This is a genomic window from Marinobacter sp. DSM 26671 (assembly GCF_900112835.1).
Classification (GTDB): domain Bacteria; phylum Pseudomonadota; class Gammaproteobacteria; order Pseudomonadales; family Oleiphilaceae; genus Marinobacter; species Marinobacter flavimaris.
The window spans coordinates 262,057-277,601 of the sequence record NZ_FONF01000002.1 but is presented as its reverse complement, the minus strand read 5'-3'; the positions used below and the strand labels follow the sequence as shown (position 1 = coordinate 277,601).

General features: G+C 57.7%; 14 protein-coding genes and 2 tRNA genes. 1 reads left to right on the top strand and 15 read right to left on the bottom strand.

What is annotated here, in order from left to right:
• Positions 1-207: 207 nt before the first annotated feature.
• The 6 genes from BM035_RS03400 to BM035_RS03375 all read right to left on the bottom strand — a co-directional run bounded on the left by BM035_RS03400 (position 208) and on the right by BM035_RS03375 (position 7,208).
• Positions 208-2,694 (bottom strand): efflux RND transporter permease subunit, encoded by a 2,487-nt coding sequence (locus tag BM035_RS03400; protein WP_092030316.1) that lies wholly within the window; start codon positions 2,692-2,694, stop codon positions 208-210.
• A gap of 48 nt (positions 2,695-2,742) precedes the next feature.
• Positions 2,743-3,963, bottom strand: coding sequence for a methyl-accepting chemotaxis protein (locus tag BM035_RS23110; protein WP_092030314.1), 1,221 nt, complete (start codon positions 3,961-3,963; stop codon positions 2,743-2,745).
• Between the two features lie 8 nt (positions 3,964-3,971).
• Entirely contained in the window at positions 3,972-5,024 is a 1,053-nt protein-coding gene (gene lipA, locus BM035_RS03390; protein WP_092030313.1) for a lipoyl synthase, read from the bottom strand.
• Positions 5,025-5,153: 129 nt separating this feature from the next.
• Positions 5,154-6,431: an O-acetylhomoserine aminocarboxypropyltransferase/cysteine synthase family protein gene (locus BM035_RS03385; RefSeq protein ID WP_008176355.1), complete on the bottom strand. Its 1,278-nt coding sequence runs from the start codon at positions 6,429-6,431 to the stop codon at positions 5,154-5,156.
• A gap of 1 nt (position 6,432) precedes the next feature.
• The gene (locus BM035_RS03380) at positions 6,433-6,693 is read right to left on the bottom strand and encodes a hypothetical protein (protein ID WP_008176354.1); all 261 of its coding nucleotides are present in this window, start codon (positions 6,691-6,693) and stop codon (positions 6,433-6,435) included.
• 80 nt (positions 6,694-6,773) lie between these two features.
• Complete coding sequence (locus tag BM035_RS03375) at positions 6,774-7,208, bottom strand: PACE efflux transporter (protein WP_092030311.1); 435 nt, start codon at positions 7,206-7,208, stop codon at positions 6,774-6,776.
• 305 nt (positions 7,209-7,513) lie between these two features.
• Between BM035_RS03375 and BM035_RS03370 the strand changes: the two genes are divergently transcribed.
• Positions 7,514-8,290, top strand: a complete 777-nt coding sequence (locus BM035_RS03370; protein WP_008176352.1) for a substrate-binding periplasmic protein — start codon at positions 7,514-7,516, stop codon at positions 8,288-8,290.
• 83 nt (positions 8,291-8,373) lie between these two features.
• Here the strand turns inward: BM035_RS03370 and BM035_RS03365 are convergent.
• From BM035_RS03365 to BM035_RS03325, 9 genes are all read right to left on the bottom strand, one after another.
• Positions 8,374-8,450 (bottom strand) — tRNA-Met (locus tag BM035_RS03365).
• Between the two features lie 92 nt (positions 8,451-8,542).
• Positions 8,543-9,634 (bottom strand): redox-regulated ATPase YchF, encoded by a 1,092-nt coding sequence (gene ychF, locus BM035_RS03360; protein WP_008176351.1) that lies wholly within the window; start codon positions 9,632-9,634, stop codon positions 8,543-8,545.
• 36 nt (positions 9,635-9,670) lie between these two features.
• Positions 9,671-10,258 (bottom strand): aminoacyl-tRNA hydrolase, encoded by a 588-nt coding sequence (pth, locus tag BM035_RS03355; RefSeq protein ID WP_008176350.1) that lies wholly within the window; start codon positions 10,256-10,258, stop codon positions 9,671-9,673.
• A gap of 30 nt (positions 10,259-10,288) precedes the next feature.
• Entirely contained in the window at positions 10,289-10,939 is a 651-nt protein-coding gene (locus BM035_RS03350; protein ID WP_008176349.1) for a 50S ribosomal protein L25/general stress protein Ctc, read from the bottom strand.
• A 166-nt stretch (positions 10,940-11,105) separates the two neighbouring features.
• Positions 11,106-12,056 (bottom strand): ribose-phosphate diphosphokinase, encoded by a 951-nt coding sequence (locus tag BM035_RS03345; protein ID WP_008176348.1) that lies wholly within the window; start codon positions 12,054-12,056, stop codon positions 11,106-11,108.
• A gap of 52 nt (positions 12,057-12,108) precedes the next feature.
• Positions 12,109-12,183, bottom strand: a tRNA-Gln gene (locus BM035_RS03340).
• A gap of 19 nt (positions 12,184-12,202) precedes the next feature.
• Entirely contained in the window at positions 12,203-13,066 is an 864-nt protein-coding gene (gene ispE, locus BM035_RS03335; RefSeq protein ID WP_092030310.1) for a 4-(cytidine 5'-diphospho)-2-C-methyl-D-erythritol kinase, read from the bottom strand.
• Positions 13,063-13,695 (bottom strand): lipoprotein insertase outer membrane protein LolB, encoded by a 633-nt coding sequence (gene lolB / locus BM035_RS03330; RefSeq protein WP_008176346.1) that lies wholly within the window; start codon positions 13,693-13,695, stop codon positions 13,063-13,065. Before lolB ends, ispE begins: the two co-directional genes overlap by 4 nt.
• Positions 13,692-15,440, bottom strand: a complete 1,749-nt coding sequence (locus BM035_RS03325) for a tetratricopeptide repeat protein (protein ID WP_092030386.1) — start codon at positions 15,438-15,440, stop codon at positions 13,692-13,694. Before BM035_RS03325 ends, lolB begins: the two co-directional genes overlap by 4 nt.
• Between the last annotated feature and the right edge of the window lie 105 nt (positions 15,441-15,545).

Below are 15,545 nucleotides of genomic sequence, written 5' to 3'. Positions count from 1 at the left end.
TCAACTGCTTGTCGGGGATATTGGGTGCGGAGTGTCTTCCTATAACTCCTATTTCTGAAGCTTGGCAGGTGTAGGCCTTTGCCAGAATGTCGGCGGCCAAGGATGGCCGACGTCAAGCGCACATGGATGTGCTCGTAGCGGTTCTGGCAAAGGCCTACACCTGCCGAGCCACCCCCTAACCTAGAAGGCTAGGAGCCCAGCCCAAACCTACACCCCCGAGCCAAAGGGCTTAACGAGAACAATGAGCCGAGGAAGCAGCGTAAGCGCCCCAACCAGAGCCATGAACATGGCAAACCCCGTAAACAACCCGAAGTAGATGGTCGGGATGAAGTTGGACAGCACCAGTATCGAGAACCCGGAGATGATGGTCAGCGACGTGAAGAACATGGCCTGGCCGATGCTTCGGTGGCAGCGGTGCATGGTGGCAATGTAGTCGCCGTCTTTATGGAACTCGGTTTTGAACCGGTGGATGTAGTGGATGGTGTCGTCCACGGCGATGCCGACGGTGATGGCCGCCACGGTGATGGTCATCATATCCAGGGGAATGCCCAGCCAGCCCATCAGGCCGAGCACTGAGCCGGCGGCGATGAGGTTCGGGGCGATGCCGATCAGGGCCAGTTTCAGGGAGCGGAACAGGATCAGGAACATCACCATGATGGCCGCGAAGACCACGCCGATGGTTTTGATCTGGGAATCGAACAGGCTTTGCAGCATGTTGTTGTACATCACGGTCATGCCGGCAAAGAGCACCTGATCTTCCGAGTAGCCCAGTTCCGTGGTCAGGTGATCGTGGATTCGGTTCAACAGCTCCTGTCGACGCAGTTCCGGCATGGTTTCCAGGATCCGGATGCTGAATCGGGCCTGGTCGTGCTCCTCGGAGATGTAGGGTGTCAGCAGGGTATCCTGCAGGTCATCCGGAACCGCAGCGGGTACAAACGCCAGTTCCAGGGCGTCCAGAGGCTCGCCCTGGTTGATTTGGGCGAGGATATCCAGCGTGGTGTTGATTGAGAGCACCTTGCCGGTCTCCGGTAGGCCGTCCAGGTAGTTGTGAACCGCTTCCAGTTCTTCCATTTTCTGGTAGGTGTACCAGGTATCCCGGTATTCCTCTCCGGCACCGCAGTCTTCCACGAACGGGTCGCAGTCACTGGCAAACGGGTCGCCGCCGCTCGCGCCTTCCGGTGGCGGATCGTCGGTGATAACCACGTCCAGGGGCGTGGTACCGCCCAGGCGGTTGTCGATGGTGATCATGCCCTGATGGATTTCGGTGGACGATTTGAAATAGTCGATAAAGCTGTTTTCCACCGTCAGCTTGTTCAGGCCGACCACGCAGAGCACCGCAATCAGGCCGGAGCCGACCAACACTGTCTTGCCGAAGTGTTCCGTGAACCGCGCAAAGGCATCGGTGAAGGGAACCCTGTCAGAGGTAACCCGGCTGTCCAGTGGTGGTGGCAACAGGGTGAGCAGGGCCGGGAAAACAATAAAGGTGATGAGAAAAGCCACGGTCAGGCCCAGGGTCATCATCCAGCCGAAATCGATGACCGGGCGAATGCCGCTAAAGGTGAGGGACCCGAAGGCGACAATGGTAGTGATGGCCATATAGAAGCAGGGCTTGATCATCGCCATTACGGTGTTGCGCAGGGTGTCTCTGGCGCTGGCCTCGGGCTCGTCGTGCTGGAATTCCCGGTAGCGCACGATCAGGTGGATGGTGAGCGACAGGGTCATGATCAGCAGCAGGGAAATAAAGTTGGATGAGATAACCGTCACCGGCCACTGGGCCCAGCCCAGAAAGCCGATCATCAGCCAGACGGTAAAGCTGCAGCACAACAGCGGCACCAGAACCCAGCGCCATTGCCGGAAAATGATGGCCAAAGTGAGCAGCAGAAAAGCCAGGACGCCAAGCCCGAAGGTCGACAGGTCGTTTTCGATGAAGCGGATCATGTCCGCCACAATCATGGGCACCCCGCCCAGGTGGATGTCCGCGCCGTCGCGGTAGGTGTCGAGAATGGAGCGAACCGTGCGGATGGTGGCATCGCGCTCGACCCCGAGGGTTTCGGTAAAGTCGATGAAATCCTGTTTTACCTGTTCCAGTTCGGCCAACTCGGCCTCGGAGGCTTTGCCGGCATCGGCCTTGTCTCTCAGATCGTTGCGCTTTCTCAGCAGCTCAAAATAGCGATCCGGCGTTGGCAGGTTGACCTGTATGGCAGTGGTTCGCCCGTCTTCGCTGATTAGCAGGTTGGGGTAGAGCGGATTGTTCAGAAGCGCCTGGCGGGCTGTGTCCGGCGTTACATCGTGGTCGTCCAGGGTCTTGATCTCGCTGTCCACGGTATCCAGCGTCAGATCCGGGCTGTGGAGCAGGGGTACGTTCAGGATGCTGTTGGTGGAGCCGACGGCTTCCAGGCCTTGCAGCTCATCCCGCAACGCGCCCAGCCTGGCCAGGCCTTCCTCAGAGAACAGTTCGTCTTCGGGGGTGTAGGTGACGATCAGAAAATCGTCGGAGGTGGTGAAGCGGCGGTTTACCTGGCGGTACTGTTCCAGGGAGCGGTCGTTTTCCAGCACCAGGGATTCGGCGGAAGCGTCCAGGCGGAATTCGCCAAACTTGACGGCTGCGAGGGCCAGCAACAGGGCAAAAGCCGCGAGGATAATAAAGGGATGCGGAAAAATCAGGCGGTCATACAGGGCGCGAAGACGATTCATGAACAACTACTCTGCCAGTTCAAACGAGTGCAGAGTGTGCCATAAACCTCAGTGAACCGTGACCTTTGACGAGGCTTCTTCCAGGGAATCGATCAGCTTTTTCAGGCGGCGGCTCATATCCGCGCTCTCGGCAAGCTGGGTCACCATGTTCTGGGTGGTTTCGCGAATGCCCTGTACGTTGGCCAGCACGTCGTCGGTGCCCGCGGTCTGTTCCGCCGACACGTTGGCGATTTCCTGGTTGGTATGATCGATCCGGCTGACCACCTCGTTGATGGCTTCCAGGGCACGGCGGCCTTCTTCGGATTCCTCAACGCAGCGGGTGGCATCCTCGGAGCTGCCGGTCATCTGGTTCACGGCAGTATTCATGGCGTTGAGCAGGCGATCGATGGTGCCCTGAATCTGATCGGTGGAGTCCTGAACCCGCTGGGCCAGTTTACGCACTTCATCGGCCACCACGGCAAAGCCGCGGCCCTGTTCGCCGGCCCGGGCCGCCTCGATGGCGGCGTTCAGGGCCAGTAAATTGGTCTGTTCGGCAATACCCCGGATCTCGGTAATGGCGTGGCTGATTTCATGGCTGTTCTCGGCCAGGGCTTCGACGCTGCTGGCGGAATTGCGCACCACATCGGCGAGCTTGCGGATGCTGTCGGCACTCTGGCCGACACGGCTGCTGCCGTCGCGAGCTGCGTCGCTGGCCTCGTGGGACAGGGTCTTGGCAATTCCGGCCTGTTCGGCGATGCCAGTGAAGCTTTGCAGCATGGTTTCGATGACTTCCGCCGACCGGTCTGCGCCCTGCTGTTGGCGGCCCAGGTCATCCCGGCGGGCTTCGGCGGCCGAGGTTAGTTCCTCGACTTCCCGGTGCAGGCGTTCGATAGCTTCCTTCATGCTTCGGACCACGCCTACGGTGCGGTCTTGCATGGCATTGAAGGCACTCGCCATTTCGCCGATTTCGTCGGTGGAATCCACCACCGCCCTCTGGCTCAGATTGCCCGAGGCCTGGACATCGACCATGGTGTCTTTCAGGCGATTCACATGGCGTTCGATAAACGAGATCAGCAGCTGGGACCCGGCCATCTCTAGCACCATAAGTATTGCCACAACCAGCGCGAAGCCGGGTGCTGTATCAGCGAAGACCTCGTTGAACGACCGGCCGGTCTGCCCGGCAATCGTGTTCATGGCATAGAGAACGAGCAAGCAGAGAACTGCAAAAACGACAATGTTCAGCAACCAGAATTTGTACTTCAGCCGGGCATTTCGCAGCAGTGTCAGCATGTATGTTCTCAGTCGATGGCCTTCACCGGAATCTGCATGGCATTGGAGGCTTGGGGAACCTCGGGCACGGCAAGACCCAGATTGTTTTTATCGAAGACTTTGTCAGCCCGGTAGCTGGAGCGGACCATGGGGCCGGATGGCACTTCCATGAAGCCCTTCTCCAGGCCGATTTCCCGGTAACGGTTGAACTCTTCGGGGGTGACGTAGCGTTCTACCGGCAAGTGGTTCGGAGTAGGGCGCAGGTACTGGCCCAGAGTCAGGATATCCACACCGATGGCGCGCAGATCGTCCATGGTTTCCAGGATTTCCTCTTCGGTTTCGCCGAGCCCCAGCATCAGGCTGGTCTTGGTAAGCACGTCCGGACGGTGCTTCTTGGCGTGCTCCAGGACCCGGAGGGTTTTTTCATACCCGGCACGCGGATCACGAACCCGACTGGTCAGCCGCTTGACGGTTTCCACGTTCTGGGCAAAGACATCCAGCCCGGAATCCACCACCTTCTCAACGTCCGCCATCACCGCATCAAAATCCGGCGTCAGCGCCTCAACGGCGACTTCCGGCGTGCGCTGTTTGATGGCAGAGACGCAAGCGGCATAGTGGGCAGCGCCGCCGTCTTCCAGGTCGTCACGGTCTACCGAGGTAAGCACAATATAACGAAGGCCCATCAGCTCTACGGACTTGGCCGTGTTCTCCGGCTCTTCATGGTCAAGCCAGCCTTTCGGGTTGCCGGTGTCCACCGCGCAGAATTTGCAGGCCCGGGTACACACAGACCCCATCACCATGATGGTGGCCGTGCCGGCGGTCCAGCACTCACCGATATTGGGGCAATGAGATTCCTGGCAAACGGTGCTCAACCGGTGCTCACTGACGTTCTTGCGTACCGCCTCATAGCGCTCGCCCCCGGGCATGCGTGCCCGGAGCCATTTGGGCTTCGGCTCTCGCTTTTCCGCTGTTGTGGCTTCCTGCTTCGATGACCGCTTGACGCCATCCTTGATGGCCGAGAAGCCATGCTCATTGCGGAATTTGGAACCACTGGTAATGCGGGTTTTTGCGCTTTCGCTCATTGCAACCGGACTCTCGATTCGGGCATGGGGAACACTAAAGAGTAATGGCCTGGCGGGGGAGTTACAAGACAGATAGGGGCAATCACGAGGGTGCCGGGCACGACATTGGTCGTACCCGGTTGACCGCTATCAGGCCTGGGCTTTGTCCAGGGCCTGGGTAATGTCGGCAATGATGTCGTCGACATGCTCGATACCGATGGACAGCCGCACCAGATCCTCGCTCACACCAGCGCTCTTCAGCTCTTCCGGGTTGAGCTGGCGGTGGGTGGTGGTCGCCGGGTGGCAGGCCAGGGACTTGGCGTCACCGATGTTCACCAGACGCAGGATCAATTCCAGGGCATCGATGAACTTTGCCCCGGCTTCCCGGCCACCCTTGATGCCGAAGCTCAGGATGCCGGACGCTTTCCCGCCGGAAATCTTCTCGCAGGTCGCCTTGTACGGGCTGTTGGCCAGGGTCGCGTAGTTGACCCATTCAACAGACGGGTGCTCCTGCAGGAAGTTCGCGACTTTCTCGGCGTTCTCGCAATGACGTTCCATGCGCAGCGCCAGGGTTTCCAGACCCTGCATGATCAGGAACGCATTGAACGGAGCAAGGGCGGCACCGGTGTTGCGCAGCGGAACCACTCGGCAGCGGCCGATGAAGGCAGCAGGGCCCAGGGCGTCTGTGTAGACCACGCCGTGGTAGGACGGATCCGGTTCGTTCAGCATCGGGAACTTGTCAGCACTGGCTTTCCAGTCGAACTTTCCGGAATCCACTACAACGCCTGCGACGGTGGTGCCGTGGCCACCGATGTACTTGGTGAGCGAGTGAATCACGATATCGGCGCCGTGCTCGATCGGGCGGCACAGGAACGGCGTGGCAACCGTGTTGTCCACCATCAGCGGGATGCCGTGTTTGTGCGCAATTTCGGCCCAGCGCTGGATATCGACCACGTTGCCCGCCGGGTTGCCGATGGACTCGCAGAACAGGGCGCGGGTGTTCTCATCAATAGCCTTTTCCACGGCATCGAAATCGTCATGGCGAACCATCTTGCACTCAATGCCCTGGTTCGGCAGCGAGTGCGCGAACAGGTTGTAGGTGCCGCCGTATAGCTGACTGGTGCTGACGATGTTGTTACCCACCTTGCAGATGGTCTGCAGCGCATAGGTGATGGCCGCCATGCCAGAGGCCACGGCCAGGGCGCCAACACCGCCTTCCAGTTCTGCCATCCGCTCTTCGAGAACCGCGTTGGTCGGGTTCATGATACGGGTGTAGATGTTGCCCTGAACCTTCAGGTCAAACAGATCGGCACCGTGCTGGGTGTCATCGAAGGTGTAGGACGTGGTCTGGTAGATCGGGGTGGTAGCGGCCCGGGTAGTGGGATCGCTTTTGAAGCCTGCGTGCAGCGCTAGGGTTTCCGGTTTCATGTCAACGGTCCTTGCTGGTGTGTTGTTCTTTATGGGTTTCAGCCCGTGAGTATGCCACAGAGTTTGTCTTTAGAGGATCGTCCCGCTCCCTCCTTGCAGACCTGAGATAGTCACTGATGGATGGGTAGAAGAATATCCCCAGGCAGACCCAAAAAACACTGATCGACAGGATGGCCGCCTTCACGCTCGCGCCGGCGAACCCAAGGGCAATGGGAACCAGAACAACGGCCAGGAACACGGTGAGCGCGTGGCGGGATTTCATAATGCGATACAGCCTTAAAACGCATTCGGGTGAAGCCTCTATCCTATCCGACTACTGCCCCCGGGATTGTCAAAGTTTGTTTAAGTGGCGTTGGATTTCTTGGCATCCGTGTCAGGAAATATTGTGTCGTAACACCAGGTGAATACGAACGCATACACCAGATAGAACACCACGAACGCCACATCTACGATCAGCGCTTGTAACAGGCCAATGCCCATCCACCAGGCAATGATCGGCAGGAAGATGAGCATCAGGCCCAACTCGAAACTCACCGCGTGCAGGAAACGGATCCGCAGGGATTTTCGGGTTGAGCCATTGAAGTGCTTCAGGCCGTGATCGAATCCCAGGTTGAACAGGTAGTTCCAGATGGTCGCGATGGTGGCGCCAACCACACCAAGAACTCCGGTTCTTCCCATATCGAATCCGAAGGTCACGGCAGCGAGGGGAACGGAAAGCAGGAGGCCGATAACCTCAAAGGAAATCGCCTGTCGAACTCTGTCTCTGGTTGATTTCATAGAATGTTTTGTACGGAGGCGGGTCGTCCCGCGTTCACTGCCCGGGAAGGGTGGGGTCGTCCCCAGAAGCTCAGGAGCCCGGCGCTTTCGCGACGGGCTTGCCAGAATACTGGTAGCAAGCGGCGGAGTCTAACCGCTGCCCGATAAAGACCACTAAGCAAAGGGCTGGAAAAGATGAGCACGGTGCCGATATGACAACTACTATAAAAAAAGCGCTTGGTGTTGTGTGTTAGTCAATGTCACGTTTTTTCGCTTAAATGCCTTAAAAGGTATGCACTGTATTCGCACGATTGGGGGGGTGAGGCATGCAAAGGCTCGTATGGCTCAAGCTTCTGCATTTCTTTTTGCTTCTGCTTTTCTCTCTATCTCTGTCTGCCGAGTCAAAACGCCACCATTTTGTTGGAGTCTTTGCCGATATAGAACGCGAAATTTCTGTAGAAAATGGAAAGCTCGTGGGTCGTTTTGCGCCTTATTATCGTTGTGTCTTTAGCCGCGTAGGCGGCGATTTCAGGTTCATTAATATGCCTTTGGCCCAGATACTTCGCCAACTGGAAAAGGGTGGTATTTCGGTTGGATTGCCCTTGATTCAAACGGCAGAAAGGGACAAGTATGCGGACTTTGGCGGTTCGCTGTTCCGATTAGAATATGTGTATCTCATGGCTCAGGATTTGCCGCCGCTAGAAACCATGACGGGGCTCAGGTTTGGATTTGTCCGCAAATTTGCTGGTTTACAGCTTTTAAAAGGTGATAGCCCTCGCGTAACTGATGTCTCTGATTGGGCGCAGGCGGTCGAAATGCTTCGGCTCGGTCGCGTGGATGTCGTGGTTCTGCCGCGGATCATGATGGACCTGTATATCGATGACTATCCGGGGCATTATTATGAACGGACAGCCGCCTGGATAGATTTGTCCATGTACATCTCTCATAGAGTAAAAGACAGCCGTCTCACGGAAGATTTCAGGGATGCAATCAGAACCTGCCGCTTGATTGGCGAGAAAAATCATGGTGCCTGGGATATTCACGGGAGACAGCGAGATCCAGAAGACGGACCTGGCGTCAGTGAATTTGCCAACCCTCAATAAGATTACAGCGCTCTGGGGCAGGGGACAAAAAGGAGAGATCCAACAAAAAAGGGTCACGACTCGCGTCGCAACCCTTTGAATCTTGGTAGCAAGGGGCGGAGTCGAACCGCCGACCCCAGCATTATGAGTGCTGTGCTCTAACCAACTGAGCTACCTTGCCATTTCGCTTTGGGCATCGCCCCAAACGAGGCGCGTATTTTCAGTATTTGGGCTCTTTCTGTCAAGGCTTAGGGCCCAGTTTTTCCTGAAAAATTACACGTTGAAGCGGAAGTGGATAACGTCGCCGTCTTTCACGATGTATTCCTTGCCTTCCAGGCGCCATTTTCCGGCATCCTTGGCCCCGGCTTCGCCGTTGTACTGAACGAAATCGTCGTAGCTCACCACTTCTGCCCGGATGAACCCGCGTTCGAAGTCGGTGTGGATCACGCCGGCGGCCTGAGGCGCTGTGGCGCCGATTTTTACGGTCCAGGCACGGACTTCTTTCACCCCGGCGGTAAAGTAGGTCTGCAGGCCCAGCAGGCCATAGCCCCCGCGAATTACCCGATCCAGGCCTGGCTCTTCCATGCCCATTTCTTCCAGGAACATCGATTTTTCATCGTCTTCCAGTTCGGAGATTTCTGCCTCTATCTTGTTGCAGATGGGCACAAGCGCGGCATTTTCCGACTCAGCGATCTGTCGCACGGTGTCCAGATGCGGGTTGTTCTGGAACCCGTCTTCGCTGACGTTGGCAATGTACATGGTCGGCTTCACGGTCAGCAGGCAGAGCTCTCGGATCAGGGCCATCTGGTCCTTGTCGAGGTTCATGCTGCGCACCGGTTTGCCCTCGTTCAGCACCGGCAGCAGCTTTTCAAAGATTTCGAGCTGAGCTTTCGCTTCCTTGTCACCGCTCTTGGCCACGCGCTGAACCCGCTTGATGGCTTTTTCAACGGTTTCCAGATCGGCGAGAGCCAGTTCGGTGTTAATGATTTCTATATCAGAAGCCGGATCAATCTTGTTGGCAACGTGAATGACGTTGTCGTCCTCGAAGCAGCGCACCACATGGGCAATGGCGTCGGTCTGGCGGATATTGGCCAGAAACTGGTTGCCCAGGCCCTCGCCTTTCGAAGCACCTTCTACAAGGCCTGCGATATCCACGAACTCCATGGTGGTTGCCACCACCTTTTCCGGCTTAACGATCTCGGCAAGTTTGTTGAGGCGCGGGTCGGGCATGGCGACAACACCAGCGTTGGGTTCGATGGTGCAGAACGGGAAGTTCTCTGCGCCAATGCCGGATTTGGTCAGTGCGTTGAACAGGGTGGATTTGCCGACGTTGGGAAGGCCGACGATGCCGCAGTTAAATCCCATGGAATGCCTCTGCTGGTACTGGAAAATTTGGGCGGATTATACCGGTTTGAAACTGTGCAGGCGATTCATGGCGGCGGGAAGCTTGCCGCTGGCTGCATCCGGTAATACCCGCATGATTTCGTCGATCACTGCGTTCAGTTCCTCGGTCTCCTGTTTGCCCAGGCGGCCGAGCACGTAGCCGGTTACCCTGCGGCTGTCGCCGGGGTGCCCGATTCCGATGCGCAGTCTCTGAAAATCGTTGGTGCCCAGGTGGGCGATGGTGTCGCGAAGGCCGTTATGTCCACCGTGGCCGCCGCCTTTCTTGAGCTTGGCGGTACCCGGGGGCAGATCGAGTTCGTCGTGGGCAATCAGAATCTGTTGGGGCTGAATCTTGAAGAAGTCTGCCAGCGCCTTGATGGCCAGGCCGCTGCGATTCATAAAGGTGGTGGGATTCAGGAGGTGCAGGTCGAGGCCCTGCCACTGAATGCGGGCGTAGAGCCCGTGGTACTTCTTTTCGGGGCGGAGCGTCTGGCCCGCAGCGCGGGCCAGAGCTTCGACGAAGAGAGCGCCGGCGTTATGGCGGGTATTCTCGTAGTCAGCGCCGGGGTTTCCCAGACCAACCACCATGACAATATCCTGCGCCATTCGCCGCTGCCCTCCTCAGAACAGGAGTGATTACTCCTTGTCTTCGCCGCCTTCTTCGCTTTCTCCGCCTTCTTCGGCTTCATCATCAGCCTTCGCGCCGCGCGGCTTGTGGATAGCCACAACCGGCAGGTCATGATCCTCACCCTGGAGCAGGGCGGCAATCTTGACGTCTTTCGGCAGCTTCAGATCGCTCAGGTGAACTACCTGGTCCATCTCGACACTGGTCATGTCGACTTCGATGAATTCGGGCAGGTTCTGCGGCAGACAGATCACTTCAACTTCGTTGATCTGGTGGTTCGCTACGCCGCCGTGGAGCTTGATAGCCGGTGCGGTGTCTTCGTTGATGAAGTGCAGCGGTACGTTGACGTGGATCTCGTGGTCCTTGTCAACACGCAGGAAGTCAGCGTGGGTCAGGATCGGCTTGTACGGGTGACGCTGCAGATCCTTCAGGATTACGCTTTCTTTCTTGCCGTTCAGCTCAACGGTCAGAACGTGGGAGAAGAATGCTTCGTTCTCCAGTGCTTTCTTCAGCTCGTTGTGCCAGATGGCAATCGGAGTTGCATCCTTGTTGCCACCATAAATGATGGCCGGGATTTTCCGTTCCTCACGACGCAGGCGGCGGCTCGCACCTCTCCCCTGATCGTCACGAGGAAATGCTTCGATAACAAATTCCTGAGACATGGTAATAACCTCAATCGTCACCTGAACTGCCCGCGACCAGGCGTAGGATCAGGTGATGTTTCTGAAAAGCCGGATTTTTCCGGCTGACTAAAAGAGTCGGGAGCCTGTGTAGGCTCCCGACCCGGTAACTGCTTGTAATGCCTTGATATTACGACCGAAAGGTCACTCAGGCATTCTCGAACATGGCACTGATGGACTCTTCGTTGCTCACGCGGCGAATCGACTCCGCAAGCAGCCCGGCCATTCCGAGGACGCGGATTCTATCACAATTATGCGCTTTGTCACCCAGCGGGATGGTATCGCAGACCACAAGTTCGTCCAGCTGTGAGGCATTGATGTTATCAATGGCCGGGCCGGAGAGAACCGGGTGGGTGATGTAGGCAACCACGCGGGCCGCGCCGTGTTCTTTCAGGGCGTTGGCCGCTTTGCAAAGCGTGCCGGCGGTATCAATGATGTCGTCTACCAGGATACAGGTCTTGTCTTTGACATCACCGATGATGTGCATTACCTGGGAAACGTTCGCTTTCGGGCGACGCTTGTCGATGATGGCAAGGTCGGCGTCGTCCAGGCGCTTGGCCACGGCACGGGCGCGAACCACGCCGCCAACGTCAGGAGATACCACGACAAAGTTCTCGAAACGCTGCTTGAAGATGTCTTCAAGCATGACCGGTGTGGCGTAGATGTTGTCCACCGGAATATCGAAGAAGCCCTGGATCTGGTCGGCGTGCAGGTCGACGGTCAGAACCCGGTCAACGCCGATGCTGGAAATCATGTCTGCGACCACCTTGGCGCTGATGGCAACACGGGTAGAGCGTACCCGGCGATCCTGGCGCGCGTATCCGTAATAGGGGATAACGGCGGTGACACGTGTAGCGGAAGCACGGCGAAGTGCGTCGGCCATCACGATCAGTTCCATCAGGTTATCGTTGGTGGGGTAGCAGGTCGGCTGGATGATGAACACATCATGGCCGCGGACATTCTCATTGATCTCGACGGTGGTTTCCCCGTCGCTGAAACGGCCAACAGTGGCCTGACCCATGGGAATGTGGAGTTTGCGGGCAATCGCTTGAGCCAGTTCAGGGTTGGCGTTGCCAGCGAAGATCATCAGTTTGGACACGACGGCATCCTTCTCAGTATCGGCGTTTGATTCAGAAGAAGCGGGAGAAAGGTGGCTGGGGTGGCAGGATTCGAACCTGCGCATGACGGGATCAAAACCCGTTGCCTTACCACTTGGCGACACCCCAGTATCGTGCTTTTTTGGCATCATTTCAGCTCTGTTAGCTTTTTGTGTAGAGGTGATTTGTTCACCCCTTTAGCTACGAACCCCGTGACGCCGGAGGGTTTGCTTTCCCAGATGATCCGGGCTGCGGATTCTGTCGGGAAACGTCCAAATATGCAAGCCCCGGTTCCGGTTAATCTTGCAGGTCCGAATTGTGAAAGCCATTCCAGGCTCTGGTTAACCTCAGGATACAGTTTTCGAACTACATCCTCACAGTCGTTTCGGTACCTCGAGGCGTCTCCCTCAAAAGCGGGCGCTATTTTGATTCTCGGGGTGTTCCTTGTCAACCCTTGCTCGGAAAAAATCTTGCCAGTGTTTATGTTGCAGCCGGGCTTGAGGACAACGAACCAGTCTTCCGGCGGATTTGTGTTGGTCAGTGTTTCACCAACTCCCTCGCCAAAGGCGGCATGGCCCCGGACAAATACCGGAACATCGGCGCCCAGGCCGAGGCCGATTCCGGCAAGCTCATCGGTGCTCAAGTCGAGCTGCCAGAGATGGTTCAGGCCCAGCAGAGTGGTTGCAGCATTGGAGCTGCCGCCGCCCAGGCCGCCGCCCATGGGCAGCCGTTTGGTGATGCCGATGGTGACCCCGGGCAAGTCGCCTTGAGCCCTCTCAAGGAGTGCTCTGGCCGCTCGAATGATGAGGTTGTCCTCGTCGTCGACACCGGGAACAGACTCCGCGAGCCTCACCCCCGGCTCGCCGGGTGTCAGGGTGAAGCTCAGTTCGTCGCCGTAGTCCAGAAACTGGAACAGTGTCTGAAGCTCGTGATAGCCATCATCCCTGCGCCCGACAATGTGCAGGAACAGGTTCAGCTTGGCCGGTGAGGGCAGTATCAGGTCAGGTGTCACTCGGGCTGCTCCTGCCAGTCGCTGACCACCAGGCGTACCCGCTTGTCGTCCTTGAGCGCGGTAATCCGGGCGGGCAGCGCAGGGTAAGCAGAGAGGAAGGCCTGCCAGCGGTCGTAGCGGATTTCCCAGCCGTTCTGGCGGATTATGGCCAGGGTGCCCTGATTATCAAACAGCAGGCGATAGTCGCTGGCGGGGGATGGCAGGCCCCGAATCCACCAGGTCAGATTCTCCAGTGGCAGCTGCCAGCCCGTGGCCGCCTCGACCAGCGCTTCCGGTTCGCCCGAGCGGTAAGTTTCGCCGCTCGGCAGGGTCAACTCGATAAACCCGGGAACCCCTTTGAGTGTTGTGCTGCCCATACCGAGGAACGATGAGGAGAGGGCAAGATCGTAGGCTTCGCCATCCTGAATCCAGTGATTGATGATGGCGCTTCCGCTGTCGGATGGCTGGCGTACGGCCAGCTTCCCGGACAGCTTCCAGTGGTCGAGTTTGTCGAGATTGACTGCGCGAGTGGTCCAGTCAGCCGGAGGCTGGTCTGTCATGCCCTCCGGCAATGGATCGATCTGGATCGTAGTGCAGGCGCCGAGGGTGGCAAGCATCGTCAGTGCGGCCAGAATTCGCGCCAGTCTCATTCGGTGTCACCACCATTGGTCAGCCGATCGATGGTTTCTCTGAGCACTTCGTGATTGCTGTCCTGTTCGAGGCCTTCCTGCCAGATGATTCTGGCCTGTTCTTCGGCTCCGTTCATCCATAGCGCCTCACCATAGTGAGCGGCAACTTCCGGATCGGGGAAGGCGGCCCAGGCACGGGAGAGGTAGTCGAGCGCCGGCTCGAGCTGGCCTTCGAGGAACAGGACCCAGCCCATGCTATCGAGAATGGCCGGATTGTTCGGGTCCAGCCGCAGAGCTTTCTCGATATAGCCGCGGGCTTCTCTGAGTCTGTCTGTCCGAGTGGTCAGGATGTAGCCCAGGGCATTCAGGGCAACGGCGTTTTCCGGTTCCTGTTCGATAATCTGCTTCAGGTCGGCTTCGGCGTCGGCAGGCCGTCCGATGCCATCGTAGAGCATGGCCCGGGCGTACCGGATCTCGATATTGTCCGGATGTTCTTCCAGGGCTTCCGTGGCGGTGCTCAGGGCCTGCTGTTGTTGTTCCTGATCCAGCAGCAGGTTCACCTCCAGCAGCCAGAAGTTCTCTGCCTGGCGGGGATTGGCTTCGCGCAGCCTGCGAATGCGGTTAATGGCGTCCTCAAGCTGTCCATTCTCGGCCAGCAGAGAGCTGGCGCGGGCCAGGGCCGGGAAGTAGTAATTGCCCTGTTCCACGCTCTGGTAATAGCCAATGGCCTGCTCGGTATTGCTTGCCTGGTCTTCAATGCGGCCCAGGTAGTAGTTGGCTTCGCTGGTATGGTGGCCCTGTTCGGCCAGTTGTGTCAGTTCTTGCCGGGCCAGGTCGGTCTGCCCATTTTCAAGAGCGACCAGTGCATGAGAGAGTCGCAGGCCCGGCGTGTCCGGGTACCGCTTTACGAGGCGATTGAATTCATCCTGGGCAGCCTGTAATTCACCTTCATTTATAAGCATGCGGCCGTAAAGGGTGCCCATTTGTCGGTTGCCCGGAAAGCGGCGGGTGTTGGTCAGCAGGTAATCCAGGGCGCTGCTTTTCTGATCGGTCTGGTAGAGCAGATCGCCCTTGAGAATGATAGCCGGCTGGAAGTTTGCGTTTTCCTGCAGCAGTGGTTCGAGTCTGTCCAGGGCTTGCTGTGGCTGCCCGGTTACTTTCAACAGGAGCGCGATGCTGTATTCCAGTTCCGGGGTGTCGGGGTGGCGGTCCGACATCTCATTGTAAAGAGCGAGCAGTTCCTGCTGTTGCTCTGGCGGCAAATTGGCCGCCAGAGCGGCAAGGCTGTCGAAGTCAGCATCGCCGCCCTGATCCATGATCCGTTCCATGTGATGGATGGCAGTTTGGAGGTCGTTTCCCTTTACGGCCTGGATGGCAGAAATCCTGTGGGCCTGGAGATTATCCGGGTCGATGTCCAGCCACAGCTCGGCGAGCTGTTTCTGGGCGTTATCGCCGTTCAGGGATTGGGCGATTCGCATCGCCCGCTCGATCACCACCTGGTCTCGGGACTGTTTGGCAGCCTTCAGGTAGTTAACCAGGGTAATGTCGTAGCGTCCGCGCTGGGCTGCAATTTCGGCAGATAGAAGCAAATAGAGGGTTTCGGGCTCAAAATCGGCGTATTCAACCGGCGGTTGTGGTTCTGTCTTTTCCCCAGCGGCGACGGTTTCGCTCTTGGCAGGCGCTTCCTCTGTGCCGGTGAGGCTGGCACAGCCTGCCAGCGTGAGGCCAAGCAGGCAGGTAAACAGAAACGGTACGGATTTGTGCATGCAACTTCCCATGATCTGTCGAAAACGCATCTGAAATAACCACGCTCCAGCCCCGGAATTGAGGTAGATCGGGTCGCGGCCTCAGCCGAATCCCTATAATGGCAT

Excerpts from the sequence above, each read along its gene's own strand:
- BM035_RS03400 (WP_092030316.1), bottom strand. The coding sequence starts at position 2,694 with ATGAATCGTCTTCGCGCCCTGTATGACCGCCTGATTTTTCCGCATCCC.
- BM035_RS23110 (WP_092030314.1), bottom strand. The coding sequence starts at position 3,963 with ATGCTGACACTGCTGCGAAATGCCCGGCTGAAGTACAAATTCTGGTTG.
- lipA (WP_092030313.1), bottom strand. The coding sequence starts at position 5,024 with ATGAGCGAAAGCGCAAAAACCCGCATTACCAGTGGTTCCAAATTCCGC.
- BM035_RS03385 (WP_008176355.1), bottom strand. The coding sequence starts at position 6,431 with ATGAAACCGGAAACCCTAGCGCTGCACGCAGGCTTCAAAAGCGATCCC.
- BM035_RS03380 (WP_008176354.1), bottom strand. The coding sequence starts at position 6,693 with ATGAAATCCCGCCACGCGCTCACCGTGTTCCTGGCCGTTGTTCTGGTT.
- BM035_RS03375 (WP_092030311.1), bottom strand. The coding sequence starts at position 7,208 with ATGAAATCAACCAGAGACAGAGTTCGACAGGCGATTTCCTTTGAGGTT.
- BM035_RS03370 (WP_008176352.1), top strand. The coding sequence starts at position 7,514 with ATGCAAAGGCTCGTATGGCTCAAGCTTCTGCATTTCTTTTTGCTTCTG.
- ychF (WP_008176351.1), bottom strand. The coding sequence starts at position 9,634 with ATGGGATTTAACTGCGGCATCGTCGGCCTTCCCAACGTCGGCAAATCC.
- pth (WP_008176350.1), bottom strand. The coding sequence starts at position 10,258 with ATGGCGCAGGATATTGTCATGGTGGTTGGTCTGGGAAACCCCGGCGCT.
- BM035_RS03350 (WP_008176349.1), bottom strand. The coding sequence starts at position 10,939 with ATGTCTCAGGAATTTGTTATCGAAGCATTTCCTCGTGACGATCAGGGG.
- lolB (WP_008176346.1), bottom strand. The coding sequence starts at position 13,695 with ATGAGACTGGCGCGAATTCTGGCCGCACTGACGATGCTTGCCACCCTC.
- BM035_RS03325 (WP_092030386.1), bottom strand. The coding sequence starts at position 15,440 with ATGCACAAATCCGTACCGTTTCTGTTTACCTGCCTGCTTGGCCTCACG.